We start from the raw sequence: 23,833 nt of genomic DNA on the forward strand, positions 1-23,833 counted from the left end.
TGGCTGGGGCGCTCAGGATGACGGACTATGTTAGTGTGACAGGGGTGGCCTATTACATAACTTCTTGGATAATATGTACATTTTATGAACCTAAAGATCAAAATTAAGCTATACTTAAAGTAGGGAATATCAAAAGGTGATTATTATGAACAAATGCAGACTAAGCACCCTCGCAATGGGATTAGCGTTTGGCACTCTCTGGGGATGCTTCATCTTTCTGGTTGGATTATTTGCTCATTTTGCTAGTTATGGTACAGCTTTCGTATCATCAATGGGGGTATTTTATATTGGCTATGGACCATCAATTTTAGGGAGCATTATTGGTGGGTTTATTGGCTTTGTAGACGCCTTTATTGGTGGCTTCTTACTGGCATGGCTTTACAACCTGTATGCTCATTGTGGTTGTAAGAAGGTTGGGGAAGGGGAAGGGGAATGAGCTGCATGCTCCATCTATTCCTTTGTCAAATAAGTCCGCCGCTCTTGCATCGTCTCAATACTATTGAGCACTGTTTGTCGGCAAATTTCCTGCATAATCGGTATGGCTTTCAAGGATTGCCCAGTGAAGATGGAATAAGCAATGAAAAAGCAGTCTTGCCAGATTTTTTCATTTTTTCGTTCTTTTGCCCGTGCCCACAAGGCTGTCCATAAGAAATGGAGAAGCCATTTATCTCGCTGTTTCTCTAATTCATTAGCAAACACTGACTCCATTGCCTCATCCAAAGCACAAATTTTCGCCCCTTCAACAATAGTGCAATAGCGATTTACCAATTTGTCTACATGTGCATTTTCCACATACCAAGATTCGGTGAATTGCTTATTAGTTGTCCAGTTCTTTGAGCGATTGAAGGAGCTCTGTACTGCATCTGCTGTAAATGGGACAATTTGTACACTGAGGTGCTCAATCAGATAGGGTAGATCAAGCATTTCAGGATGAAACTGTAACCCCAGCAACTCCTGAATTTCCAGCAAATGCAAATCAGGCATCGCATTCTGGTTAATAGTTAGGGCTAAAAAATGCCCAGCAATCATCAGCAAATAGGCTTCATCCACTTCCCTCAGACTAACGCTCTCATCGAAGGCCTCATCATAATAGCGTGTTACATCGCTTTTGCGAATTTCTGGGGTTATCCAGGCATCTTTGATACCAAGCTCTTGTTTCAACAATAAGCCACAAAGTCTATTTTTCCTTCCTTGCTTAACATGGATAAAAATCCCCTGCGCCCCAGAGCCATCAATTTCACTTGCTTTAAGCCGCATCACAGGTTTGCTATTTTCTTTCGAGAACACAACGCCTTTTTTACGCTGGATTTTTATCCAGCGATTAAATTGCGCATGATAAGCCTTTGGATACCAATTTTTTATCACTTGCAAACGAGTCAGTGAAATTGAACTTAGAACAATCTTATCAATGAGTTGCTCAAAGGTAGCAACGACGGTATCGCGCACCTCTTGCTTTGGATGTAGCAGGGTCAACAAGGCAATATCCTGGCCTTCTTCAATACTATACAAATCCAGAATGAGGTCAGTGAAAAAATCTGCAGGCATCGCATAACTTTGTGCAAAGAAATTTTCTGCAATATCAAAAATAGATAAATCAGATAATTCCTCAATCATCTCGCGGATGGCGTTTAAATGATCAACCTCTTCCTCTGGAGACAAATCTTCTTCTTGACCAGCCAACTCGAGATAAGCCTGTTTTAATTCATCTGATAATTCGACATGCACTTCATAAAATGCATTTAGTACCGGTAACCAGAAACTCAGACTTTGCTTGCCTTTAATAATCGCCTGGGCAATTTTTGACATCAACGATTTTAAGGACTTAGAGGCGGGTTTCGAGCCGTTTTCCTGAGCAGCTTGAAGTTGGGCAACGCAGATATCTAAAGCAAAAACACAGGCTGAATAAAAGGCACGTTCGTTATCAAGTTCAGCATCATCCAGAGTTTCAATTAAATCGACTAGATTTAAAGCAAGCTCTGGTTCTTGCAAAAAAGGCGTGTAATGCTGCGGATCAGGCTCTGCATTCTGCTCCATCAGGGCAGCCATATCGCTTAGCCATTTCTTTAAATTAGTCAAATCAGCAGTCATAAATTTCCGGATATTTGTCTTGGTTTGCCATCTTCATCAATAGCAACAAAAACAAAGGTCCCTTCTGTTACCTGATATTGCTCGCCACTTTCTGTACGCATTGCCCAAACCTCTACAGCAATTGTCATAGAGGTTTTGCCCTGTTTGATTTGTTCCACATGACAACTAACCACATCACCAACATGGACGGGCCTAAGAAAGGTCATGCTATTAATTGCCACTGTCGCTGCACGGCCACGAGATATTTTTTTTGCCAAAACACCGGCTGCTAAGTCCATTTGCGAAACCAACCAGCCACCAAAGATATCACCATTGGCGTTAGTATCTGCTGGCATCGCTAGAGTCTGGATAGTTAGTTCACCACGTGGGCTATTCATCTTCAAGAACCACGCTTTAATTTGGCCAAGGCATCAGCCATAGCCGTGTTAAATACCGTTTTCTTAGCAGCTGCAGGCTGTTGTGGCTTCTTGCCTGGCTGTGCCTTCTTACCTGGTTCTTTTTTACCTGAGTGTGGCTTCGTACTAGTCTGAGCTTGCGGCTTCGCAACCTTCTTCTGAACAACAGCTGCTTTTTCTTCTGTTAATTTCATGCTTAGACCAATTCGTCGCCGCTCCGTGTCAACTTCAACAACCTTAACAGTGACGATATCACCAGCTTTCACAACGGCATGTGGATCAGTGATAAAGCGATTAGTCATTGCCGAAATATGCACTAAACCATCCTGGTGGACCCCGATATCAACAAAGGCACCAAAATTAGTCACATTTGAGACAACGCCTTCTAAAATCATACCCTCATGCAAATGGCTAATATCTTCAATACCCTCTTTGAAGTTAGCTGTTTTGAATTCAGGTCTTGGATCGCGACCTGGCTTTTCCAACTCGCGTAAAACGTCACGAATAGTTGGTAGACCATATTCATCACAGACATAAAGTTCAGCATTGACACTTTGCAGTAATTGGCGATTACCAATTGCTTGGCGAATATCAGCCTTTTGATCTGCAAGCATTTTTTCAACTAGAGGATAGGCCTCTGGGTGCACTGCTGAGGCATCTAAGGGATTGTCACCGCTCATAACACGTAAAAAGCCAGCTGCCTGTTGGAAGGTTTTATCGCCCATACGCGCAACATTTTTTAACTGTTCGCGATTGAGGAAAACACCATTTTCATCACGATATTGCACTAGGTTTTTTGCCAAGGTTTCATTGAGACCAGAAACTCGAGTTAATAAAGCAACCGAGGCTGTATTGACATCGACACCAACCGCATTCACACAGTCCTCAACAATGCCATCGAGTGAACGGGCCAGGCGAGCTTGGTTCACATCATGCTGATACTGACCAACACCTATTGCTTTCGGCTCAATTTTTACCAATTCAGCCAAAGGATCCTGCAATCGTCTGGCAATCGATACAGCACCTCGCAGGCTTACATCCAGATCAGGGAATTCTTTTGCTGCTAATTCAGAGGCTGAATAGACAGATGCTCCTGCTTCACTGACTGTGATTTTAGACAGCTTCAAATCAGGATACATTTTCATTAAATCAGTAACCAAACGCTCGGTATCACGCGAACCGGTGCCATTACCAATACTAAATAAATTGGCCTGGTGCTTAGCGGCTAATTTAGCCAATGAGGCGATCGCTTGATGCCAATCATTTTGCGGTGCGAAGGGAAATACTGTCGTATAGTCAAGCAGCTTACCTGTGATATCAACCACAACAGCCTTAACACCGGTACGAATCCCAGGATCAAGTCCGATAGTAATTTGTTGGCCGGCAGGCGCGGCTAAGAGTAAATCGCGCAGATTACGAGCAAATACATTGATAGCTTCTTCGTCTGCCGATTCACGCAGACGGGTTAATAATTCCAATTCAAGTTTGGTGAATAACTTAACCTTCCAGGTCATACGCACTGTCTCGAGTAGCCAGGAATCAGCTGCTCTCTTTTCATCAGTGATCTTGAAGTAGGAAGCAACTCGCTTCTCACCATAATCAGGCTCATTATCAAGTGTTAGGCTGAGTTGTAAAACATTTTCGCGGCGGCCGCGAAAGAGAGCTAAAGCACGGTGCGAAGGAATCTTTTTTATTGCTTCCGCATAGTCAAAATAATCAGCAAACTTGTTGGCAGCTTTTTTATCTGCACTGCCTGTTGATTTCAGGACCGCATTCTGCCAGAGATATTCACGTAGCTCATTGATAAGCTCAGCATCTTCAGCGAAGAGCTCCATCAAGATCTGGCGCGCACCTTCAAGTGCAGCCTTCTCATCTTCAACACCGGCTTCTGCATTGATAAACTGTTGAGCAAATTGAGCGGGTTCTTGGGTTGGATCCTGCCACAAACCTTGCGCCAAAGGCTCAAGTCCTGCCTCTTTGGCAATCTGTGCTTTGGTACGTCGTTTAGGTCTGTAAGGAAGGTATAAATCTTCCAAGCGGGTTTTGGTATCAGCTGCAAGAATTGCTTGTTCCAGTTCTGCTGTCAATTTCTCTTGCTCGCGGATCGATTGGAGCACAACTTCGCGGCGCTCATTCAATTCCCGTATATAATGCAAACGCTCGGCAAGTTGCCGTAATTGGGTATCATCAAGCCCGTTAGTTGCTTCTTTACGGTAGCGCGCGATAAATGGGACCGTTGCCCCGTCATCCAATAAGCGGATCGCGGTTTCAACCTGCGAAACCTTGACCTTCAGCTCCTGTGCAATAATTATCGCTGACGCCTGTATCTCTTGAGTCATTCACATCCCCGTAAAACATGATAAAAAAAAACGCGGTCATTATATACTGATCACTTTGTATTTTGCGAGCCTACCTTTACTCACACTGCCACTAGGTTAAGAACATTTGTCATTCCCGCGAAGGCGGGAATCTATCCCCCACATTGGTACTATGCTTAGAAATAGTTTCCCGCCTTCGCGGGAATGACAAAAGCCTTCTTAACTTAACAGCCTTAGCCTTTACTCACTCCACCGTGACCGATTTCGCCAGATTTCGTGGCTGATCAACATCAGTTCCCTTGGCAACAGCAACATGATAGGCCAGCAACTGCAGGGGGATGGTATAAATAATCGGGGCAATCCAATGACCACAAGCAGGCACATGGATTAATTGTGCACCGTTATCCGACCAAGCCTGTGAATCATCGACAAAAACGATCAGTTGTCCTTCACGTGCACTTACCTCATGCAGGTTTGACTTCAGTTTATCCAGCAGCTCATCGTTAGGCGCAATCGCCACGATAGGCATATTCTTATCAACCAAGGCGAGTGGGCCATGTTTAAGTTCACCAGCCGGATAAGCTTCCGCATGAATATAGGAAATTTCCTTTAGTTTTAAAGCACCTTCCAGGGCAACAGGATATTGCATACCGCGACCTAAAAAGAGGGCATGAGCCTTATTAACAAACTTAGCGGCCAGAACTTTGATTTCATCATTCATCGTTAGAACACGCTGGCAACTAGCTGGTAGCTCTTTTAATTCTGTTAGAACCTTCGTCGCACGCTCATCCTTACCTAAGGCTGCTGCGAGCATGAGGAAGGCCGCAAGTTGGGTGGTAAAGGCCTTTGTCGAAGCCACACCAATTTCCGTGCCGGCACGAGTTAAAAACACACAGTCTGCTTCGCGGACCAAGGTACTAGTGGCTACATTGCAGATTGCCAAACTTGCCAGATAATTCATGGTCTTCGCTTTACGCAAAGCGGCAAGGGTATCTGCCGTTTCACCAGACTGCGATACGGTAATAAATAAGGTACCTTCATTGACAACAACATCGCGATAACGATACTCACTGGCGATTTCTACAGAGGTAGGTATCGCTGTCAGAGATTCTAGCCAATAACGAGCAACCAAGCCTGCGTGGTAGCTGGTTCCACAAGCGATGATATGAATTTGCTTAACTTGGGGGAAGACTGCTGCAGCGCGTTCACCAAAACTAGCTCGCAAGACGTCTAGACTGGCAATTCGTCCCTCTAAGGTATCGGTCAGAACCTTAGTCTGCTCAAAAATCTCCTTGAGCATAAAATGGCGGTATGGACCTTTGCTAACAGCATGGTTTTCACCATTTAGCGGATGTAATTTACGTTCTACAGCGTGCCGGTTAGCGTCAAATAGGTAAATATCTCCTTCACTAAGAAGAACGCTATCACCTTCTTCGAGATAGATAATTGACTGAGCGAAAGAACGTAAGGCTAGGGCATCAGAGGCTATAAACTGCTCGTCAATTCCTAAGCCAACAACCAAGGGACTACCTTTACGAATAGCAACAACCTCACCTATCCGCTGCTGGTGGAGCACGCCTAAAGCAAAGGCGCCATGCATTTCTTGCGCAGCGTCCTGGACGGCAACTAGTAGATTTTCATGTTGCTGATAATGGTAATGGATCAAGTGGGCTGCAACTTCCGTATCAGTATCTGAAGTAAATTGATAACCCAAGTCAATTAATTTGCGCCTTAGAGCATCATGGTTCTCAATAATACCATTATGTACCAGAGCAATTTCGCCACGTGACATATGAGGATGAGCATTTTGCTCACAGGGTTTGCCATGCGTTGCCCAGCGAGTGTGCGCAATCCCAACCTGACCTGCAATAGCTGTTTCTTGCATCGCCTCAGCCAAAGCCTGAACCTTACCCTGTATTCTTACACGCTTTAAACGCCCTGCCTGGTCGATTACTGCTATACCAGCTGAATCATAGCCGCGGTATTCAAGACGTCTTAATCCCTCCAGTAAAACCTGGGAGATATCACGTCGCGATACAGCTCCGATAATCCCGCACATAATTTACTCCTTGAGTTATTCTTATCGAGTCTCTTATTCATAGTTTAGGATATAAGAGCTGATTTTCGTAAAAATGGCAAATTATGCCACAAGATTTTGCTGAAAATGAAATTTTGCCGATTCGCTGAACTTTGTACGGGAATTCGGGGTGATTAAAGAGAAAGAATTCAAATCAATTACGCTTTTTCATCAAACGCTCTTTATCACGTTGCCAGTCTCTATCCTTAACAGTATCGCGCTTATCATGGGTCTTTTTACCCTTGGCCAGGGCAATTTTTATTTTTACCTTATTGTTTTTCCAATAGAGTGATAAAGGCACTAAGGTATAGCCTTGGCGTTCGACACTGCCTATCAGTTGATTTAATTCGCGGCGATTTAACAATAACTTACGCGTGCGATTAGCTTCCGGGAACAGATGGGCTGCCGCCGTTGGCAAAGGTTGAATCTGTGCACCTAATAAAAAGGCTTCACCGTATTTAACGATCACATGCGCATCCGATATATTGATTTTACCAGCGCGCAAACTTTTCACTTCCCAACCTTGGAGGACTAAACCGGCCTCAAATTCGTTTTCAATGAAATAGTCAAAATGAGCTTTTCTATTGAGCGCGATACTAGCGCTGTGTTTGCTGGACATTAGACCCTGACAATTAGGTTAAAAAAACCTGGATTATACATGAAAGCACAAGCATTGGCGAAACACTCTTTTTTGCTCTAAGATAACTTTCCTTTTGCTCACAGGAAACCCCATGAAACTCGGCGAAAAACTAAGATCTATGGAATTTAGCGCAACAAATGGTTTGCAATCTAATCTTGATTCTTATCAGGGAAAATGGCTTGTTCTCTACTTTTACCCCAAAGACTCAACCCCAGGTTGTACCACTGAGGGTCAGGATTTTCGTGATGCTTATACCAGGATACAAGGGCTCAATGCTGAAGTCTTTGGTATTTCCCGCGACAGCCTGAAATCTCATGAAAACTTTAAGGCTAAACAGCAATTCCCTTTTGAGCTAATTAGCGACAAGGATGAGCAATTCTGCCAACTCTTCGATGTTATAAAAATGAAGTCTATGTATGGCAAGCAGGTACGCGGTATCGAACGCAGTACCTTTATCATCGATCCGCGGGGTGTATTAAAACATGAATGGCGCAAAGTCAGCGTCAAGGATCATGTTGCTGAGGTCATAAAAACCTTGCAAGAACTGCAGACGAATTAAGAAAACTTGACTGAGCACCTAAGCCTCAGCACAATGGGTGCTTTTTTAGCGAAGAGGTCGTGCAAGACATGGATAATGTAAAAGATGAGGTAAAATTGTTTGTATTGGATACAAATATCATGATGCACGATCCTACTGCAATTTACCGCTTTGAAGAGCATGATATTTATTTACCAATGGTCGTGCTGGAAGAGTTGGACAGCCATAAGACAGGGATCTCTGAGGTCGCCCGCAACGTCAGACAAACGAACCGGATGTTAGTCGAACTCATGAGCAATGCCAGTCATAAAGAAGTTGTCGCTGGCTTAGCCATCCCCAGTTTTTTAGCCTCCGATAAGGTAAAGAGTAGCGGGCGATTATTTTTTCAGACTGATGAATTCGAGCTGATTCACCCACATTCATTGCCAGGCCATAAGGCGGATAATACCCTCCTATCCACCGCTTTAGGTTTACAAAAGAAATATCCCGGGCGTCAGGTAGTTATTATTTCCAAAGACATTAATTTACGCATTAAAGCGGGCATCCTCGGTATTCCTGCAGAAGATTATTACAACGACAAGGTCTTGGATGACGTTAACCTTTTGCATAGCGGCTTACATGTTCTCGAAAACGACTTCTGGGATACTCACGCGAAAGATATAGAAGCCTGGAAAGAAAATGGCAAAACCTATTATCGGATTAAAGGCCCTTTAACCAGCGGCTGGAATTATAATGACTGTATCAGTACTAGTGATAACCAGTTCCAGGCAATAGTGAAAGAGCTTAACGAGGGCAGTGCTGTCGTACAGCTCGCTCGTGACTTCACTCAGACAAAACACGCGGTATGGGGAATCAGTGCTCGTAACCGCGAACAAAATTTTGCTTTAAATCTTCTGCTCGATCCTGATATTGATTTTGTTACCCTGCAAGGCTCTGCTGGAACAGGGAAAACCCTGTTAACCATTGCTGCGGGCTTAACCCAGGTTCTGGATCAAAATCGTTATACTGAAATCCTGATGACTCGAGTAACCATTCCGGTAGGGGAGGATATTGGTTTCCTGCCCGGAACTGAAGAAGAAAAAATGACCCCTTGGATGGGAGCCCTCATGGATAACCTCGAGGTACTCCATAGTTCCCAGGAGGGCGGACATTTTGGCCGCGGCGCTACCCAGGATCTTTTACAGAATAAGATTAAAATTCGCTCCCTGAACTTTATGCGCGGACGTACCTTTTTAAATCGCTTCATTATCATCGATGAAGCGCAAAACCTAACCTCCAAACAAATTAAAACCTTGGTGACCCGTGCTGGTCCTGGCTCTAAGATCATCTGCTTGGGGGATATTAAACAGATCGATACACCCTATTTAACTGAAACAACCTCAGGTTTAACCTTTGCTGTAGATCGCTTCAAACACTGGGAACACAGCGCACATATGACACTGACCCGTGGAGAGCGCTCAAGGCTTGCCTATTATGCGGCCGAACATTTGTAGTAAGAATTGGCAATCCCGGCATTATCAAGCTTGCTGGGCTTATCAGCCCAGCCTACGTTAAGGGGTTTTATAACCGTTCGCGCTGAGGAGTGGTACAAACACAGGTCTTGAAGCGCCACAGAGTGCAAGGCTTCGAGACGGCCTAAAGGCCTCCTCAGCCCGAACGGCTTTGACGTACTATCCTTAGCTTAACGCCAGTGCTGCTAAGCCTGAACAGCTCAAAACATCAAATAATGTTCCAGCAAAGGTGGATGTTTTAAACAAAAACTGTATAATACCTGTCCACTTAATAGGCTTTACAATGAGGATTAACAATGAATAACCAAGCCATCACTTTTGATGATGTTCTACTGGTTCCCGCTTACAACCATCATGAATCAAGGCGTGTCGTCAATATTGGCATGACTGACCGCCTCGGTAAGCTGCATCTTGAGTTACCTGTAATGAGTTCCAACATGGATACCATCACAGAAAGCAAGATGGCTAATTTCATGCATTCTAAAGGTGGCATTGGCGTCTTGCATCGCTTTTTAAGCATTGAAGATAACATCAAGGAATTTAAACACTGTGAAGGTCAGACCTTCGTTTCTGTTGGATGCACTGATAGCGAACTGCAACGTGCAGAAGCCTTGCGTGATGCAGGGGCTGATTTCTTCTGTGTTGATGTAGCGCATGCCCATGCAAAATACGTAGGCAAAACCTTAAAAAACCTCAGACAATTGCTTGGTAGCCGTTGCATTATGGCTGGAAACGTCGCGACCTATGCAGGCGCGGATTATCTGGCTTCCTGTGGCGCCGATATTATCAAAGCAGGTATTGGCGGTGGTTCTGTTTGCTCTACTCGGATTAAAACAGGCTTTGGTATTCCCATGCTCACCTGTATCCAGGAATGTGCACGAACCGATCGTTCCATTGTTGCCGATGGTGGAATTCGCACCTCTGGAGACATCGTTAAGGCTCTCGCCTTTGGCGCCGATTTTGTCATGATTGGCGGCATGTTAGCCGGAACAGAACCCACTCCAGGGAAAGTAATTACCAAAGAAGACGGTAAGCAAGTGAAGCGTTATAGAGGTATGGCTTCTCGCGAAGCACAAGAAGAATTCCTAGGCCAAATGCATGAATGGAAGACAGCTGAAGGCGTTGCAACAGAAGTAACCTACCGCAATACCCAAGATGCAATCCTCGCTGATATTATCGGCGGCCTTCGCTCTGGCCTGACCTACGCGGGTGCAGACACAATTAGCGAACTACAACGCAAACTCGACTATGTTATCGCCACCCCAGCCGGCCGCTTAGAAAGCCTGCCACATAAATTGATGGAAGACTAAACCTCAGTTTTATCTTACCCCCAAGCACTTGCTTGGGGGATTTTAACCATCAATTATCATCGTCATCCCTACCACCCGGTCTTGGACTGGTGGAACGGGATTGTCCTTGCTCAAGACCAGGACCTGTCGAGGGGCTAGTACCAGTACGCTGCATACTTTGCTCACGTGCCTGGGTATAAGCATTATCGTCATTGCGGGCATCGTCAAGTTCTCCACTAGGAACTCTACTTCGAGGTTGCACTGACTGCAAAGATTGCGTTGACCCTGTATTACTAGGCGAATCAGAATCGTCACGTGGTTGCTGCGTCGAACCTGGTCTTGGCTGAGGATTGGAACTCTGCTGCTGCTGTTGCTGTTGCTGTTGCTGTTGCTGTTGCTGTTGCTGTTGCTGTTGCTGTTGTCCGCCAGACTGATTTTGAGGCTGTTGCTTATTAGTAGGCGCGGGGTCATCTGACGTAAGCTCTTTGATCTTGTCTATCCCTTTCCCCATAAGTCTGAAGGGCGCCGTTACTGCAACCCACGCTATATCATTCACATGGTCTTGTATTTTTGCACAGGTATTAATTAACTCATCACCATAATCTGTTTTCTTCTTGTCATCCTCATCATCTTCCTTCTTTTTATTCTTATTTGCATTTTGATTAGAATCTTGTGTATTCCCTGACTTGCCCTTTTTAGCAACCTTTTTAGGCTTCGGCGCATCTGGTGACTCCTGTTGCTGATCTCCAGCTTGCTGATTTCCACTGGCCTGCTGCGGATTAGTGCCTCCTGAACCTGTGCTCGGATTCGGATTAGGGCTACCTCCAGAAACTGTTGTGCTCGGATTCGGATTAGGGCTACCTCCAGAAACTGTTGTGCCCGGATTCGGATTAGGGCTACCTCCAGAGACTGTTGTGCCCGGATTCGGATTAGGGCTACCTCCAGAGACTGTTGTGCCCGGATTCGGATCAGGACTGCCTCCAGAGACTGTTGTGCCCGGATTCGGATCAGGACTGCCTCCAGAAACTGTTGTGCCCGGATTCGGATTAGGGCTACCTCCAGAGACTGTTGTGCCCGGATTCGGATTAGGACTGCCTCCAGAGACTGTGGTGCCCGGATTCGGATTAGGACTGCCTCCAGAGACTGTGGTGCCCGGATTCGGATTAGGACTGCCTCCAGAGACTGTGGTGCCCGGATTTGAAGGAGTTGATGTTTGTGTTGATTCTCGATCGTCCATTCCGCTCATTGTTTTCACCTACTTAATCAATGCCTATAATCTTAGAATAGCATAGAGCTTATAACACTCTTGGTCTATATGCTGTATGTTAACTTTATGGCTATTCTATTGGCTAAGTTTCGTTGTATGCTCAGAGTAACAAATTATCTGGCCCAAGGATTCGTTTTCTTAGTTATTTACTTATTTTTTGCAAATTTTTTAACCAGAAGGGGATTAATGAATATTGACGCCTTTCGTTGCATGCGTAGTGGCATCCAACTAAATACCTTGAATCAGCAAGACGCTCCATTGCTAGCGGCAATTGAACAAAGAAATGGTAAAAAACAACGAGCCTTATTGTTAATACATGGTTTTTCTTCATCACCAGCCGTTTATCGCTTATTTCTTCCTATGCTTAGCCAAACCTATGATGCTGTTTTCTGCCCCGTATTAATTGGTCATGCAGAGAGCATTGATTCCTTTGCCAAAGCAACCGCTGATGCATGGCTCGAACAGGTTGAACAAACCTATCAACATTTGGCAACCCAATATACACGAGTAGAGGTCTTGGGACTCTCTCTCGGCGGACTTTTAGCCTGTCATTTAAGCCAACGCTTTGACCTGCCTCATCTTTATTTGCTAGCGCCAGCTATTGACCTCCAACTTTCCCTGAATAATTCAATAAAACTTGCAAAAACCTTAAACTGGCTTGGTTTTAGAAGGATACGTGCAAAGGCAGGTAATCTGTATACTACTGAACGCTGCGAAATTGCCTATCGGCAATTACCTATAACGACTATTATCGAAATGTTAACCCTTGCAAAGCAATTCGAATTTCGCCTTCCCTCATGCCCAACCGACTTATTTCTTGGGCGCTATGATAAGGTCGTTTCCTCCAAGAGAGTAGCAGACCGTTTTGCTGATCATGATCATATTAATATTCACTGGCTTGCCAACTCAGCCCATGTCTTACCGCTGGATGGTGATGTTGATTATATCCTCGAGTGCATAAAGCAGAAGTTGTAGCCATTCTCCCTTCACTTTCGTCATCCTTCGCTACGCTTCCAAAGACGTACGTCATGTCGAACGTAGAGAGACATCTCCTGAGTGTAGCACTGTGCTAATCCCGGAGATCCCTCACTATGTTCGGGATGACGACGTCTTTATTGATGTTTGCCCCAAAGGGGCTGGGGTGCTTAGGATGACGGGCTAATGTGGTTCTTTGTTATAACGATCATAATCCCTTAAATCATCCCGATTCCAATCGCGCATATCGAGAACTGCACCCTGGTAGGCCATGAAATCAGCCTTGGTATTCGGAATTTTGTAGTAATAGATATCACTGGCATCGGTTGCTAAAGTATGTTGATGTTTAATTGCTGTTAATTCGGCAACTGCCTTATCATGCGTTTTTACGAAGGCATTTTTTGCTCTTAGATAACGTCCATTGAAACGCGAATTGCCCCATAATTCAACATCCAGCTTATCAACCACCCCCGCCAATTGGACATTAACCTTGCCTTTCCCACAGAAGGTTAGCTGCGGTGAGTTGATCCAGTACATGCTGAGCATTCCCTCTCCCTTAAGATCCAACTTGGAGATGTTTATAACACCAGCTAGCAAAACCTTGGTTTTTCCAGAGATATCGAGCTGCAGGTATTGGCTTTTAACTCCACTCACTTGCACATTACCACCGCCACTAGCCTTAAGTTTTCGCAAAACAATCGAACCACCTAGCGTGGTTTCTCCTGAGTTATCTATATCAAGATCGAGCAGTCCCGAATGGATATTAGGGCCTCTAATTGTACCAGTACCATCATAGCTGAAGGCATTAAGGTAGTGGCCGCGAATTTCAACCGTTACAGCCCCATAATGCGGTGCCCCCTTGCTTGCAGATACGGTTAGAGTATCTTTATTCACCGCTGTAGTGATCAGAATCAGATCACGGGGATCCCCATGCAGAATAACGGAAGGATGGCGATAACCAGTATGTAAACTTACATTAACAGTCCCGCGCACAGCAACCTTATTAAATTCAGGCATAGGGCGACTTTGCACATTACTCTGCTGTCCGGGAGGAAGAGGTTTTGCGTGATAGCTTGAACAACCAATAAGTAGCAGTACGACAAAAATCAATGAGAAATACCGCGTTAACATAATTCTCGTTCCATATAAACTAATTCCACTACATTAGTGGAAGTTACTACGATTATCAATTAAAACTCAAGTTATTACTTTAAGCATGAATATCCTCTCAAAGACCTACGTCATCCTGAACGTAGTGCTGTATCTTAGTCACATCTTAGATGTCTTGGTGAAAAGTCAGATTTGAGTGCAGGTTGAGTGCACAAGAGACTGAACGTAGCGAGGGATCTCTGGGATTAGCACTATGCCACATTCAGGAGATGTCTCTCTACGTTCGACATGACGTACATATTGAAAGGATATTCAGTTGAAATACCGTTCAGGGGGCATATCAGAATCTCGGTGAAAGTTTGGATTTGAGTGCAGATTTTAAGAAAACGAGATAAAAAAGCGCAGCATACATCAGTATGTGAGCATTTTTTTATCTCGTTTTCTCGAAAGCTGCGCCAAATACAGACTTTCGGTGAATAGGGGTAGAAAGCCTAAACGACTTGGCCGGCCGCCCATCCTGAGGACCATGCCCATTGGAAGTTATAGCCACCCAACCATCCAGTAACATCAAGCACTTCTCCAATGAAATACAGACCGCAAAGGTCTTTAACTTCCATTGTTTGTGATGAAATGGCTGCTGTATCTACTCCGCCAAGAGTCACTTCTGCGGTACGATAACCCTCTGTGCCATTGGGCTTAAGACACCAGTTTTTGAAACTCCTACCAATGTCGGTCAAAACCTTATCGGACAGTTGCTGTAATTCCAGCTCCCAATAGTCCTCTTGCAGAAAGGTGCTTACTACCCGCTTGGGGAAAACTTCCTCCAAACAATGTTTAAGGCGAGTCTTTGGCTCTTTGCGCTTACGGTTGGCTAAGTCATTTGTCCATTCACTATTAGCGTCAAGATCAATAGTCAGGTTATCACCTGGGTGCCAATAGGAGGAAATTTGTAACATTGCAGGCCCACTGATACCCCGGTGGGTAAAAAGCATATCCAAAATGAAATCTTGACCATTACAAGCCACCTGACAGGGCAAGGAAATTCCAGATAGAGCACTAAAGCGTTCCTTATCCTCGGGTTGCAAAGTGAAGGGAACCAGGCCAGCACGTGTCGGCAGTACAGTCAAACCAAATTGGCTAGCGATTTGATAGCCATAGGGTGAAGCACCCATGGTTGGTATAGACAAACCTCCCGTAGCAATCACGAGAGATTGAGAAGATAGTTTTTCTCCAGATGCGAGACTAAGTCTAAAGCCCTTTTCTGTCTTGGCAATTTCCTTAATGCTAGTATTTAAACGGATGCTAACTTTTTCATTTTCACAGTTTGACACCAGCATTCCAACAATATCGGAGGCTTTGTTATCGCAAAATAATTGGCCATGTGACTTTTCATGAAAAGGAATATGGTGTTTTTTGACCAAAGCAATAAAATCGTAGGAGGTATAACGCTTTAGCGCTGATTTACAAAAATGCGGGTTTGCTGACAAATAATTATCAGCCTCAATAAAATAGTTGGTGAAATTACAACGGCCACCACCAGACATAAGGATCTTTTTGCCAACCTTGTTGGCATGGTCAAGAACCAATACACGGCGTCCGCGCTTGCCGGCTTCAATAGCACACATCAACCCGGCCGCGCCTGCGCCGATTACAATAACATCAATATTTTTCATAGAAGAAAAGATCGCCCCCCTTTAATGGCGAATAGAGACCGACAGCAAAGGGGGGAAGATTGGGAGAAACAGCAAGGGATTACACTGCAGTAACGTCTTCCGCTTGTAGGCCTTTAGGTCCTTTAGTAACCATAAATTCTACACGTTGTCCTTCAAGCAATGTTTTACGACCAGCTGTGCTATTGATCGAACGAAAATGAACAAACACATCGTCTTGACCGTTATCACGGCTGATGAAGCCATAACCTTTATCATCATTAAACCACTTAACGTGGCCGGTTTCTTTTGTACCAGACATTTCTACTTTCCAAATTAAATTAAAAACACACTTGTAGTAGTGTCTATTCCGAGATTGAAGCAGAAGTTACTGCGCGATAAATACGCTACTTTAGAAACAACAAAAAGAGGGATTTATACGAGAATAATGTTTCGACCGGAAGACATATGCCACAAGTTTTTCCATTATACCTCAGTGATTAGTAAATAGCGAGAATATCTTGTGAAATATTTATCAAGAATTAGTAGAGGCTTTCCCTAGCTCTAAAACTGGTTGGCTAAAATCATTTAATTTACTCTCTAACTGCAAAGCTAATTCAAAAAGTAATTTATCCTGATTTTTTGCTGCAGCAAATTGCACAGATATCGGTAAATGGCCTGCGTGCATTACCGGAATTGCCATAGCAGGCAAACCAGCCTGGTTAAAAAGGGAGGTAAATGGCGAGAAAGCCTGGTTTTTTCGAAGATATTGCTCAAAATTATCATCGGTTGGCAAACTACCAATCTCTAAGGGTAGTTGGGCTAAGGCCGGTGTCATGATCAGATCCACCTTAGTAAGCAAATCATGTACGGGACGGGTCAATTGGTACAACTTATTTTTCGCAAAGATCAGCTGGGACGCAAGTATTGTCTTGCCTCGCATCATAAAATCCCAGGTAATGGGCTCAAGTTCATTCTTTTGTACTTCGCGCCTGGCTAAACGTTGTTTCTCTTCAATTTCAGCATTGGTATTTGCAGCAATTAGGGTTGTAACAGCTCTACCAATAGCCTTGACATCTAAGGCCAACTTTGGCCGTAGAATTCGATGTCCAAGTGCTTCTAAGAGCTCTATCATTTGGTTCAACGCTTCAAGACAAGGCGGAGCGATTGCAACCTCTGCAAACGTATCTTCGGGGATAGCGATCGTCAACGATCTCAATTTATTACTAAACCTGCTTTGTTTTAAATTGCTCAAGCTTGTTGCCGTTAATAGATCAAACAAAAAAGCAGAATCTCGGACAGTGCGTGTTAAGACATAACCAGTCGCTAAACCAGACCAGGCCTCTCCGACCCAAGGGCCAGTAGAAATTAAACCTGGTGTTGGCTTAAATCCAAAAAGTCCACAGCAGGCGGCAGGAATGCGAATTGAGCCACCACCATCGGTTGCGGTGGCTAGTGGCGCTATGCCAGCAGCCACAGCCGCGGCAGACCCACCCGAAGAACCTCCCGGGGTGCGTGTCAAATCATAGGGGTTGCGACAGGGGCCAAAGAGTACAGATTCAGTCACATAGGACAACCCTAATTCAGGTACATTTGTTTTTGCAAAGGGTAACATGCCTAGAGCAAGCAAACGCTCAATAAAATCGCTGTTTAAAGACGGAATTGTATCCGCAAAAAAACGTGAGCCCGCGGTATAAGGAACGCCGGCCATAGTAAAGCCAAGATCTTTAACTAAGATCGGAACACCATAGAAGGGCTCTTTACCAGTCATTGTTTTAAGTCGAGTCAAAGCCCAATCACTACAATCTCTTACAACCGCATTGAGCAGCGGATTTACTTCATGCATCCGTCTTAAGGCGCAATCCAAAGCCTCTTCCGGGCTGAGTTGTTTCTCTTTGATAAGCTTTGCCAATCCATGTGCATCCTGTTGGCAGTAGTCCCTAAGTTGCACGATTTATATCCTGTGTAATGGTGGTAAAGGATTCGCTTTCTCTTCCGTTGTTCCAGCTGAAGGTTTAAAATCGGCGACGGCTTGCCATAAGTCGCTACCCTGCCATGCGTCTTTAGAGCCACCCTGATACAAGCCATGAGCCAAGTGATTAATCTGTTCTTTTAATGCTGACTCACCAGCCAACTGCTCCAAATCAAATAAATTCAACAAGGTCTCATCTGGCCACTGTAATTGCCCCCATTTGAGCAAGGCATTGCGAGCCTCCTTTGGCTGGTTGTTTGCACAGGCTAGCGACAGTTCCTTCATGATTTGCGCTTTTGACTGGCCAGGCTGAGTCTGCCCTACTCGCTGCCAACGCCAAGCCACAACGGTAAGCAGCCAAGCAAGTGCAAAGACCCCTGCAACCCACCAAGCTAGAGCTGACTGAGGCTTCACTTGCGGAGACGGATTATTAGCTGGACTTTTCTTCTGTGACGGCGGTTTGCTTTGCGATGGTGCTGCAGTTTGCACAACCGGGGCTGGTGTCTTATTCACTTTGCCAGTACCTGCAGCTGCGGTTACATCGATAGCAAATCCAGGCAATGAACTTATCTCTTCTTTACCGGTACTAGTATTAAACCAGGCCAGGCTAAGGGTAGGAATAGTCACCTTTCCTGACTTGTTAAATAAATAAGTTACCTTAACTGTTGATGTTCCAACCAAATCTTGCTGTCTGAATTGGTTGTTAGTTACAGGCTGTTCAGGATAAACACTGAATTGATCCGAATTAGCAAAATCAAGCGTTGGCAGCAGCTGAGCAGGTACAGCCGCGGCTTGTAAAACCACTGTTCTTACTAAAGTAGAGCCCTCCATTAAAGTGGCCGTACTCTTGTCATAACTTTCACTAAGCGTGACTTGTTTAGCAGGTAACCAATTTTTTCCCTTAAATTGTGGTGGAATAGGCTTCACATTAAGAGTCGTCGGTTGCGCTTCTACACTTATACGCTTGGGAGAGAAATCATAGATCAGGGCATTAAAGGAAGGGGGTTTAATCTTTAAATATCCCGTTTTTTGGGGGAATACTGCAAATTGTTGTTCTTCTACCGCGTACATTCGCCCATTCTCAGTAACCTGGTAACGGCGACCAGTTCCCATTGGTACAAACAGCGCATCCTCTACTTCAGGCGGTTGGTAATTAGCATCCAATAAACGACTGCTATTGAATAACCTTACGGTATAAATAATTTGCTGATTAACATAAGGGCTTGGGTTACTTACATCAGTAGTCAACATAATATCCTGTTGCTGCTGCTGTTGCATAACCCGCGGCTGAGCTGGATTCTGCTGAGATTGTGGCGTTGGTGTTGTCGCTGCAGGCGCCTCGTCAGTTACTTCAATTGTTAAAGGCGCTGTCTTTTCATTACCAACTTGTATTGAAGGGATAGACAGCAAACCAGTTCGTTTAGCTGTCATTACTAAGGTCCATTCGCTAATTGAACGAACCTGGCCATTAACAATACTGTAATTAATATTGCTCTCTGAACTATCAATCGAAAAATCTTTTTGCAAGGGCATTAGATCCGGCGCAGCATTAATTTGTGAACCCTCTATAGTGAGGGTTAAGGTAAACGGTTGCCCTAATTGGACTTGGGGTTTATCTACTCTTAATGAAACCTCTGCGAAAGCCAGGCCATAGCAGCAAAGTAAAATTAAACCTAATATAAATCGTTTCATTGATACCACCCCCCTTCTCTGCGTAAGTGATCACGCAAAAATTTCTCTCGCATCAAACCCCCTGGATCATCTGGGATTAAGCGTAGCCATTGATCCTTTGCTTGCTGCTTTTCAAGCTCCTCAGAATTTTTAGCTTCTTCTGCATCCTGACTCTGCTTATCTTGGTTTGTTTGCTCTTTATTCTGCTGGTTTTGATCCTGCTGATCCTTACCCTGTTGGTTTTGATCCTGCTGATCCTTACCCTGTTGGTTTTGATCTTGCTGATCCTTACCCTGTTGGTTTTGATCCTGCTGATCCTTGCCCTGTTGGTTTTGATCCTGCTGATCCTTACCCTGTTGGTTTTGATCCTGCTGATCCTTACCCTGTTGGTTTTGATCCTGCTGATCCTTGCCCTGTTGGTTTTGATCCTGCTGATCCTTACCCTGTTGGTTTTGATTCTGCTGATCCTTACCCTGTTGGTTTTGATTCTGCTGATCCTTACCCTGTTGGTTTTGATTCTGTTGATCCTTACTCTGTTGGTTTTGATCCTGCTGATCCTTGCCCTGTTGGTTTTGATTCTGTTGATCTTTGTCTTGCTGGTTTTGATTCTGCTGATCTTTATTTTGCTGATTTTTATTTAACAATTCTTCCAAGAGCTTACGATTATATAGGGCATCTTTGTTATTAGGATTGAGGGCCAAAGCTTTATTGTAAGCCTTAATTGCCTGCTCATATTGCCCTAAATGAGCCAATGCATTTCCCTGATTGTAATAGGCAGTCTCAGTACTCAAGGTCTGATATTGCGCTGCTGCCTGCTTATAATCACCCGCTCGATAAGCAGCAGCTGCTCGCCAATCAGGCTGCTGAAAGGTCGTTTCTGCCTGTTTAAATTGTCCATCCTTCATCAGTTCCTGTGCCTGTTGATTTTTTGTAAACCAAAGATCGCTCCAACTGAAAGCAAAAATACTGTGGGCAGAGCCTAATAGTAGTAAAAACAAGACTCTTTTCATGAACTAATCCTCTGCAACCATCCTCTCCTGAATACGGGTAATAAAAGGAGCAAAGCAGGGATTAAAAACCAGCGTCCTTCATCGCGCCAGAGGGGAATATCATCATCTTTGCTAAGGGCGAATTTTTCTTCATTGACCGAGGATCGCAGCCATTTATCCAAATCATCTGAGGTATCAGCAAAGGCTACCAATTGCCCTTGCCCAGCGGTTGCCAAATCCTGAAAGGAGGCACTCAATACTTTATTCGCTAGTATTGGCATCACCGAAGTATTAATTCCTTTCGCAGCAAGTGACCTGGCTGCTGAAATTGCTTCCAAACTGGGCGTGTCGCCGGTCATAACCAGGATTTGCCCGGCGTTGAATCCAGCGTTAGTAATTAATTTTCCTGCGTCTTCAAGTGCGCTATTCAACTGTTGACCTTCAACGGGCATGATATCCGGACTCAGCGATGATAAAAGCGCATCAATAGTCTGGGCATCATCAGTCAAGGGTGAAACGACAAAGGGTTCCCCGGTGTAGGCTATCAAGCCAAATTGGCCTACATCACGGCGTTTGAATAAATCATGTAATTTAAATTTTGCGCGGGTTAAGCGGTCAGGCGCAATGTCGTTTTCCAGCATAGCATCGGAAAGATCCAAAACTATGATTCTTGGTTGTATTTGCTTATAAGAGGGTACAGGCAATCGCGACCAGGTTGGACCTGCCAAGCTAATAATCATTGCTAAGGCACTGAAAAAAAGACAGATCAAAGCAAAATGACGCCTTCCCTGCCCCTTTTCTTGCATTAGCTGTTTAAGCAAATGCCCGTCGCAAACCGCAGCCCAGGCTTCTAAACGCGGATGCTGTCGCCAAAGCAACCAGAATAACCAGAGGGTCGGCAAGATGGTTAGTAACCACCAGGAACGGAGAAAGTGAAGATCTGTCATGCCTTGGCAACCTCCTGACGCAAAATATGAGGAAGCAAACCTGCTCTTTGACTGAACCAAAAAAGTAATAGTATGAATGCTGCTGCTAGAGGCCAGGGGTAATAATCATGCTGAGGACGAATGGTTGCCTGATCCTGGCTCACTGTTTCTAATTGGTTAATTGTTTCGTAAATTGCCTGCAGGGACTGGGTATCTGTTGCGCGGAAATAACGGCCACCAGTGATTTTGGCAACCTCTTGTAAGGTTTCTTCATCCAGATCAGAAGAGGGGCTAGGACTAAAAAAAGCACCGCCTAAAGCGCGAGGATCTGATTCTGCGCCTAATCCGATGGTATAGACCTTAATATTATCGAGCTTAGCCAATTCAGCAGCCTTTAGCGGCGGGAGAACGCCGGAGTTATTGGCGCCGTCAGTCAGTAAAATAATCATTCGTCCCTTAGCAGGCACGTCTTGAAGGCGTTTAACCGCTAAGCCAATAGCATCACCAATTGATGTTGTTTGGCCAGCCAAGCCAACAGTCGCATCATCCAGGCGCAATAGTACGGATTGTCGATCGTAGGTGAGTGGCGTTTGCAAATAGGCTCGGGTACCAAAGAGAATTAAACCGATTCGATCACCGACCCGCGCCTGTACAAATTGCTCAGCAGCGGCTTTTACTACAGCTAAGCGACTGACTGGACGGCCATTCATGAGCATATCGGCAAGCTCCATACTCCCAGACAGGTCGAGGGCGAGCATGATGTTGCGCCCTTCTCGTGTCAAAGGCCTTGGCTCACCAACCCAACGAGGCCCTGCCGCAGCGAAAACTAATAAGCACCAGATTAAAAACAGTAGGCCGATTTGCGCCTGTCCAGCCAGAGTGGGCTTCTTTTTATCGACAATCGCAAGCATGGCATTATAAAAAGGCACCTTGAGGGCCGAGGGTAATTGCAGCGCTACCCGTGGGGTTAAAAACCAGATCAACAAGGGTAGCAGCAAGCAGATTAAGGCCCAGGGTGTGGCTAATTCGAACATGGTACCCCTCGCTGTTTGATCCATCGCCTCGCATTATCGAAGAGAGGGCCTAAATCAACCGGCTTTGACGGTTGATAGGGCAGAGCTAATAAATAATTGCTTAGCGTATTAAAGTCTATTCCCTTGGAAGTCTTAGTCAGAAAGTTAAGCCAAGCCTCACCTTGCAAACTGGCAACCTCTTCCCGTGGATAGTAGGCTAAGGCAACTCGCCGTAACAATTCCGACACTTTCATAGAACTTTGCTGACTATTCGCTTCGTCTTGGTATTCCTGTTCATAACCTTGAAGCAAGACCAAAGCCTGCAGTTTAGCTCGTCGATGCTTGTGTGAACGATGTACCCAATAAATGATAAGTCCCAATACTAATAGAGCAATGAGCAGCAAAAGATACCAACCAGGAGCTAAAGGCCACCAGCCGATAAGCTCTGGTAAATGAATATCATGCAGTTTCGCCAATGCTTGTGTTTCAGCCACGCGACCTCCTTGGAAAAGTCTGTCGAACTAACTGCGCCAGATCAGCTTCTGCTGTCACTTGTACATACTGCATTTGCAAACGTTTGAACTGTGTCTGCAAATTTGCTATTCGCTGATCACAATAATTTTGATAGGCCTTAGACACCTGGTCAATTGTCGTATCGAATAGGAGCTCCTGCTTGCCATTGGTAATGGCATAGTGTTGTGGCTTAGGTGGACTAAGCTCTAGAGGATCACAAATGTGATAGGCTAAAACATCATTATTTGAACGTAAACGACTTAGATGTTGCTCACTATCTGCATCCATATTATAAAAATCACTAATCACTACCAGAATACTGCCCGGACGCACAACCCGTCTAACTCGAACCAAAACTTCACTTAAAGGTTTAGACGATTTCAGCTCATTGTTTTGCAGGCCAGCTCTTGTATATTGACTTAAAGAGGCCAGCATCGGTAGAACACCATTTTCACGCCCTCTTGGGGTAAATTCATCGTGACTTTCTGCTGAAAAAAAGACGCCACCAACTCTATCGTCTTGCTTTACGGTGGTCCAGGCTATCATCGCCGCCAAACGGGCGGCAACAACCGATTTAAAGGCTAAGCGCGTGCCGAAGTACATTGAGGGGTTAAAATCGTTAAGAATAATAACCGGGCGCTCGCGTTCTTCCTGATAGAGTTTGACATGCGGCCGTCCAGTACGAGCTGTTACTCGCCACTCCATATGACGTATCTCATCGCCCGCCTGATAATTGCGTACCTCGGCAAAGTCCATCCCGCGGCCACGCAACTTGGATAGATGATTACCAGCACGCACCGCACTGTATTCAGGCTTGTAATTTGTTCGGCGCGCATAGCGCTTAAGTGCGATTAGCTCATTCAGCTCAATACTTAAACCATCAGTCATAGCA

At 44.9% G+C, this 23,833-nt stretch carries 21 protein-coding genes; 5 read left to right on the forward strand and 16 right to left on the reverse strand.

Annotated elements, in window-relative coordinates; genetic code table 11:
* The first annotated feature begins 145 nt into the window (after nucleotides 1-145).
* Nucleotides 146-436 (forward strand): bacteriophage holin, encoded by a 291-nt coding sequence (locus tag BN1094_RS01230; protein WP_043872606.1) that lies wholly within the window; start codon nucleotides 146-148, stop codon nucleotides 434-436.
* A gap of 14 nt (nucleotides 437-450) precedes the next feature.
* Here BN1094_RS01230 and BN1094_RS01235 read toward each other — a convergent pair whose 3' ends face one another.
* The 5 genes from BN1094_RS01235 to smpB all read right to left on the reverse strand — a co-directional run bounded on the left by BN1094_RS01235 (nucleotide 451) and on the right by smpB (nucleotide 7,497).
* Entirely contained in the window at nucleotides 451-2,088 is a 1,638-nt protein-coding gene (locus BN1094_RS01235) for a hypothetical protein (protein WP_043872607.1), read from the reverse strand.
* Entirely contained in the window at nucleotides 2,085-2,465 is a 381-nt protein-coding gene (yciA, locus tag BN1094_RS01240; protein ID WP_043872608.1) for an acyl-CoA thioester hydrolase YciA, read from the reverse strand. Before yciA ends, BN1094_RS01235 begins: the two co-directional genes overlap by 4 nt.
* A 2-nt stretch (nucleotides 2,466-2,467) precedes the next feature.
* Nucleotides 2,468-4,822 (reverse strand): Tex family protein, encoded by a 2,355-nt coding sequence (locus BN1094_RS01245; protein ID WP_043872609.1) that lies wholly within the window; start codon nucleotides 4,820-4,822, stop codon nucleotides 2,468-2,470.
* A 223-nt stretch (nucleotides 4,823-5,045) separates the two neighbouring features.
* Nucleotides 5,046-6,860 (reverse strand): glutamine--fructose-6-phosphate transaminase (isomerizing), encoded by a 1,815-nt coding sequence (glmS, locus tag BN1094_RS01250; RefSeq protein ID WP_043872610.1) that lies wholly within the window; start codon nucleotides 6,858-6,860, stop codon nucleotides 5,046-5,048.
* A 172-nt stretch (nucleotides 6,861-7,032) separates the two neighbouring features.
* Nucleotides 7,033-7,497, reverse strand: a complete 465-nt coding sequence (smpB, locus tag BN1094_RS01255; RefSeq protein ID WP_043872611.1) for an SsrA-binding protein SmpB — start codon at nucleotides 7,495-7,497, stop codon at nucleotides 7,033-7,035.
* 112 nt (nucleotides 7,498-7,609) lie between these two features.
* On the opposite strand from smpB, the gene BN1094_RS01260 reads away from it, so the two are divergent.
* The 3 genes from BN1094_RS01260 (at nucleotide 7,610) to BN1094_RS01270 (ending at nucleotide 10,877) form a co-directional block, all read left to right on the forward strand.
* Entirely contained in the window at nucleotides 7,610-8,077 is a 468-nt protein-coding gene (locus BN1094_RS01260; RefSeq protein ID WP_043872612.1) for a peroxiredoxin, read from the forward strand.
* Nucleotides 8,078-8,145: 68 nt separating this feature from the next.
* Nucleotides 8,146-9,549 (forward strand): PhoH family protein, encoded by a 1,404-nt coding sequence (locus tag BN1094_RS01265; protein WP_043872613.1) that lies wholly within the window; start codon nucleotides 8,146-8,148, stop codon nucleotides 9,547-9,549.
* Nucleotides 9,550-9,863: 314 nt separating this feature from the next.
* Nucleotides 9,864-10,877 (forward strand): guanosine monophosphate reductase, encoded by a 1,014-nt coding sequence (locus BN1094_RS01270; RefSeq protein ID WP_043872614.1) that lies wholly within the window; start codon nucleotides 9,864-9,866, stop codon nucleotides 10,875-10,877.
* 49 nt (nucleotides 10,878-10,926) lie between these two features.
* Here BN1094_RS01270 and BN1094_RS19735 read toward each other — a convergent pair whose 3' ends face one another.
* On the reverse strand, nucleotides 10,927-12,102 hold the full coding sequence (locus BN1094_RS19735) for a hypothetical protein (RefSeq protein WP_043872615.1): 1,176 nt from the start codon (nucleotides 12,100-12,102) through the stop codon (nucleotides 10,927-10,929).
* A gap of 207 nt (nucleotides 12,103-12,309) precedes the next feature.
* On the opposite strand from BN1094_RS19735, the gene BN1094_RS01280 reads away from it, so the two are divergent.
* Nucleotides 12,310-13,098: an alpha/beta hydrolase gene (locus BN1094_RS01280; protein WP_043873637.1), complete on the forward strand. Its 789-nt coding sequence runs from the start codon at nucleotides 12,310-12,312 to the stop codon at nucleotides 13,096-13,098.
* 183 nt (nucleotides 13,099-13,281) lie between these two features.
* Here BN1094_RS01280 and BN1094_RS01285 read toward each other — a convergent pair whose 3' ends face one another.
* The 10 genes from BN1094_RS01285 to BN1094_RS01330 all read right to left on the reverse strand — a co-directional run bounded on the left by BN1094_RS01285 (nucleotide 13,282) and on the right by BN1094_RS01330 (nucleotide 23,829).
* The gene (locus BN1094_RS01285; protein WP_043872616.1) at nucleotides 13,282-14,229 is read right to left on the reverse strand and encodes a GIN domain-containing protein; all 948 of its coding nucleotides are present in this window, start codon (nucleotides 14,227-14,229) and stop codon (nucleotides 13,282-13,284) included.
* 470 nt (nucleotides 14,230-14,699) lie between these two features.
* On the reverse strand, nucleotides 14,700-15,881 hold the full coding sequence (locus BN1094_RS01290; RefSeq protein WP_043872617.1) for a BaiN/RdsA family NAD(P)/FAD-dependent oxidoreductase: 1,182 nt from the start codon (nucleotides 15,879-15,881) through the stop codon (nucleotides 14,700-14,702).
* Between the two features lie 79 nt (nucleotides 15,882-15,960).
* Nucleotides 15,961-16,179: a cold-shock protein gene (locus tag BN1094_RS01295; protein ID WP_043872618.1), complete on the reverse strand. Its 219-nt coding sequence runs from the start codon at nucleotides 16,177-16,179 to the stop codon at nucleotides 15,961-15,963.
* A gap of 213 nt (nucleotides 16,180-16,392) precedes the next feature.
* Complete coding sequence (locus BN1094_RS01300) at nucleotides 16,393-17,808, reverse strand: amidase (RefSeq protein ID WP_043872619.1); 1,416 nt, start codon at nucleotides 17,806-17,808, stop codon at nucleotides 16,393-16,395.
* A 3-nt stretch (nucleotides 17,809-17,811) separates the two neighbouring features.
* On the reverse strand, nucleotides 17,812-19,521 hold the full coding sequence (locus BN1094_RS01305) for a BatD family protein (protein WP_043872620.1): 1,710 nt from the start codon (nucleotides 19,519-19,521) through the stop codon (nucleotides 17,812-17,814).
* Entirely contained in the window at nucleotides 19,518-20,510 is a 993-nt protein-coding gene (locus BN1094_RS01310) for a tetratricopeptide repeat protein (RefSeq protein WP_043872621.1), read from the reverse strand. Before BN1094_RS01310 ends, BN1094_RS01305 begins: the two co-directional genes overlap by 4 nt.
* Nucleotides 20,507-21,436 carry a vWA domain-containing protein gene (locus BN1094_RS01315; protein ID WP_043872622.1) on the reverse strand — a complete coding sequence of 310 codons (930 nt, stop codon included), beginning with the start codon at nucleotides 21,434-21,436 and terminating at the stop codon, nucleotides 20,507-20,509. Before BN1094_RS01315 ends, BN1094_RS01310 begins: the two co-directional genes overlap by 4 nt.
* On the reverse strand, nucleotides 21,433-22,449 hold the full coding sequence (locus BN1094_RS01320; RefSeq protein ID WP_043872623.1) for a vWA domain-containing protein: 1,017 nt from the start codon (nucleotides 22,447-22,449) through the stop codon (nucleotides 21,433-21,435). The genes BN1094_RS01315 and BN1094_RS01320 overlap by 4 nt, the downstream gene beginning before the upstream one ends.
* Nucleotides 22,437-22,922: a DUF4381 domain-containing protein gene (locus BN1094_RS01325; protein WP_043872624.1), complete on the reverse strand. Its 486-nt coding sequence runs from the start codon at nucleotides 22,920-22,922 to the stop codon at nucleotides 22,437-22,439. Before BN1094_RS01325 ends, BN1094_RS01320 begins: the two co-directional genes overlap by 13 nt.
* Nucleotides 22,915-23,829, reverse strand: coding sequence for a DUF58 domain-containing protein (locus BN1094_RS01330; protein ID WP_043872625.1), 915 nt, complete (start codon nucleotides 23,827-23,829; stop codon nucleotides 22,915-22,917). The genes BN1094_RS01325 and BN1094_RS01330 overlap by 8 nt, the downstream gene beginning before the upstream one ends.
* Nucleotides 23,830-23,833 lie beyond the last annotated feature (4 nt).

This window comes from Legionella massiliensis, from assembly GCF_000756815.1.
GTDB classification, from domain to species: Bacteria; Pseudomonadota; Gammaproteobacteria; order Legionellales; family Legionellaceae; genus Tatlockia; species Tatlockia massiliensis.

What these genes read in the sequence shown, in the direction of transcription:
- BN1094_RS01230 (WP_043872606.1), top strand. Translation starts at nt 146, where the DNA reads ATGAACAAATGCAGACTAAGCACCCTCGCAATGGGATTAGCGTTTGGC.
- BN1094_RS01235 (WP_043872607.1), bottom strand. Translation starts at nt 2,088, where the DNA reads ATGACTGCTGATTTGACTAATTTAAAGAAATGGCTAAGCGATATGGCT.
- yciA (WP_043872608.1), bottom strand. Translation starts at nt 2,465, where the DNA reads ATGAATAGCCCACGTGGTGAACTAACTATCCAGACTCTAGCGATGCCA.
- BN1094_RS01245 (WP_043872609.1), bottom strand. Translation starts at nt 4,822, where the DNA reads ATGACTCAAGAGATACAGGCGTCAGCGATAATTATTGCACAGGAGCTG.
- glmS (WP_043872610.1), bottom strand. Translation starts at nt 6,860, where the DNA reads ATGTGCGGGATTATCGGAGCTGTATCGCGACGTGATATCTCCCAGGTT.
- smpB (WP_043872611.1), bottom strand. Translation starts at nt 7,497, where the DNA reads ATGTCCAGCAAACACAGCGCTAGTATCGCGCTCAATAGAAAAGCTCAT.
- BN1094_RS01260 (WP_043872612.1), top strand. Translation starts at nt 7,610, where the DNA reads ATGAAACTCGGCGAAAAACTAAGATCTATGGAATTTAGCGCAACAAAT.
- BN1094_RS01265 (WP_043872613.1), top strand. Translation starts at nt 8,146, where the DNA reads ATGGATAATGTAAAAGATGAGGTAAAATTGTTTGTATTGGATACAAAT.
- BN1094_RS01270 (WP_043872614.1), top strand. Translation starts at nt 9,864, where the DNA reads ATGAATAACCAAGCCATCACTTTTGATGATGTTCTACTGGTTCCCGCT.
- BN1094_RS19735 (WP_043872615.1), bottom strand. Translation starts at nt 12,102, where the DNA reads ATGAGCGGAATGGACGATCGAGAATCAACACAAACATCAACTCCTTCA.
- BN1094_RS01280 (WP_043873637.1), top strand. Translation starts at nt 12,310, where the DNA reads ATGAATATTGACGCCTTTCGTTGCATGCGTAGTGGCATCCAACTAAAT.
- BN1094_RS01285 (WP_043872616.1), bottom strand. Translation starts at nt 14,229, where the DNA reads ATGTTAACGCGGTATTTCTCATTGATTTTTGTCGTACTGCTACTTATT.
- BN1094_RS01290 (WP_043872617.1), bottom strand. Translation starts at nt 15,881, where the DNA reads ATGAAAAATATTGATGTTATTGTAATCGGCGCAGGCGCGGCCGGGTTG.
- BN1094_RS01295 (WP_043872618.1), bottom strand. Translation starts at nt 16,179, where the DNA reads ATGTCTGGTACAAAAGAAACCGGCCACGTTAAGTGGTTTAATGATGAT.
- BN1094_RS01305 (WP_043872620.1), bottom strand. Translation starts at nt 19,521, where the DNA reads ATGAAACGATTTATATTAGGTTTAATTTTACTTTGCTGCTATGGCCTG.
- BN1094_RS01310 (WP_043872621.1), bottom strand. Translation starts at nt 20,510, where the DNA reads ATGAAAAGAGTCTTGTTTTTACTACTATTAGGCTCTGCCCACAGTATT.
- BN1094_RS01315 (WP_043872622.1), bottom strand. Translation starts at nt 21,436, where the DNA reads ATGACAGATCTTCACTTTCTCCGTTCCTGGTGGTTACTAACCATCTTG.
- BN1094_RS01320 (WP_043872623.1), bottom strand. Translation starts at nt 22,449, where the DNA reads ATGTTCGAATTAGCCACACCCTGGGCCTTAATCTGCTTGCTGCTACCC.
- BN1094_RS01330 (WP_043872625.1), bottom strand. Translation starts at nt 23,829, where the DNA reads ATGACTGATGGTTTAAGTATTGAGCTGAATGAGCTAATCGCACTTAAG.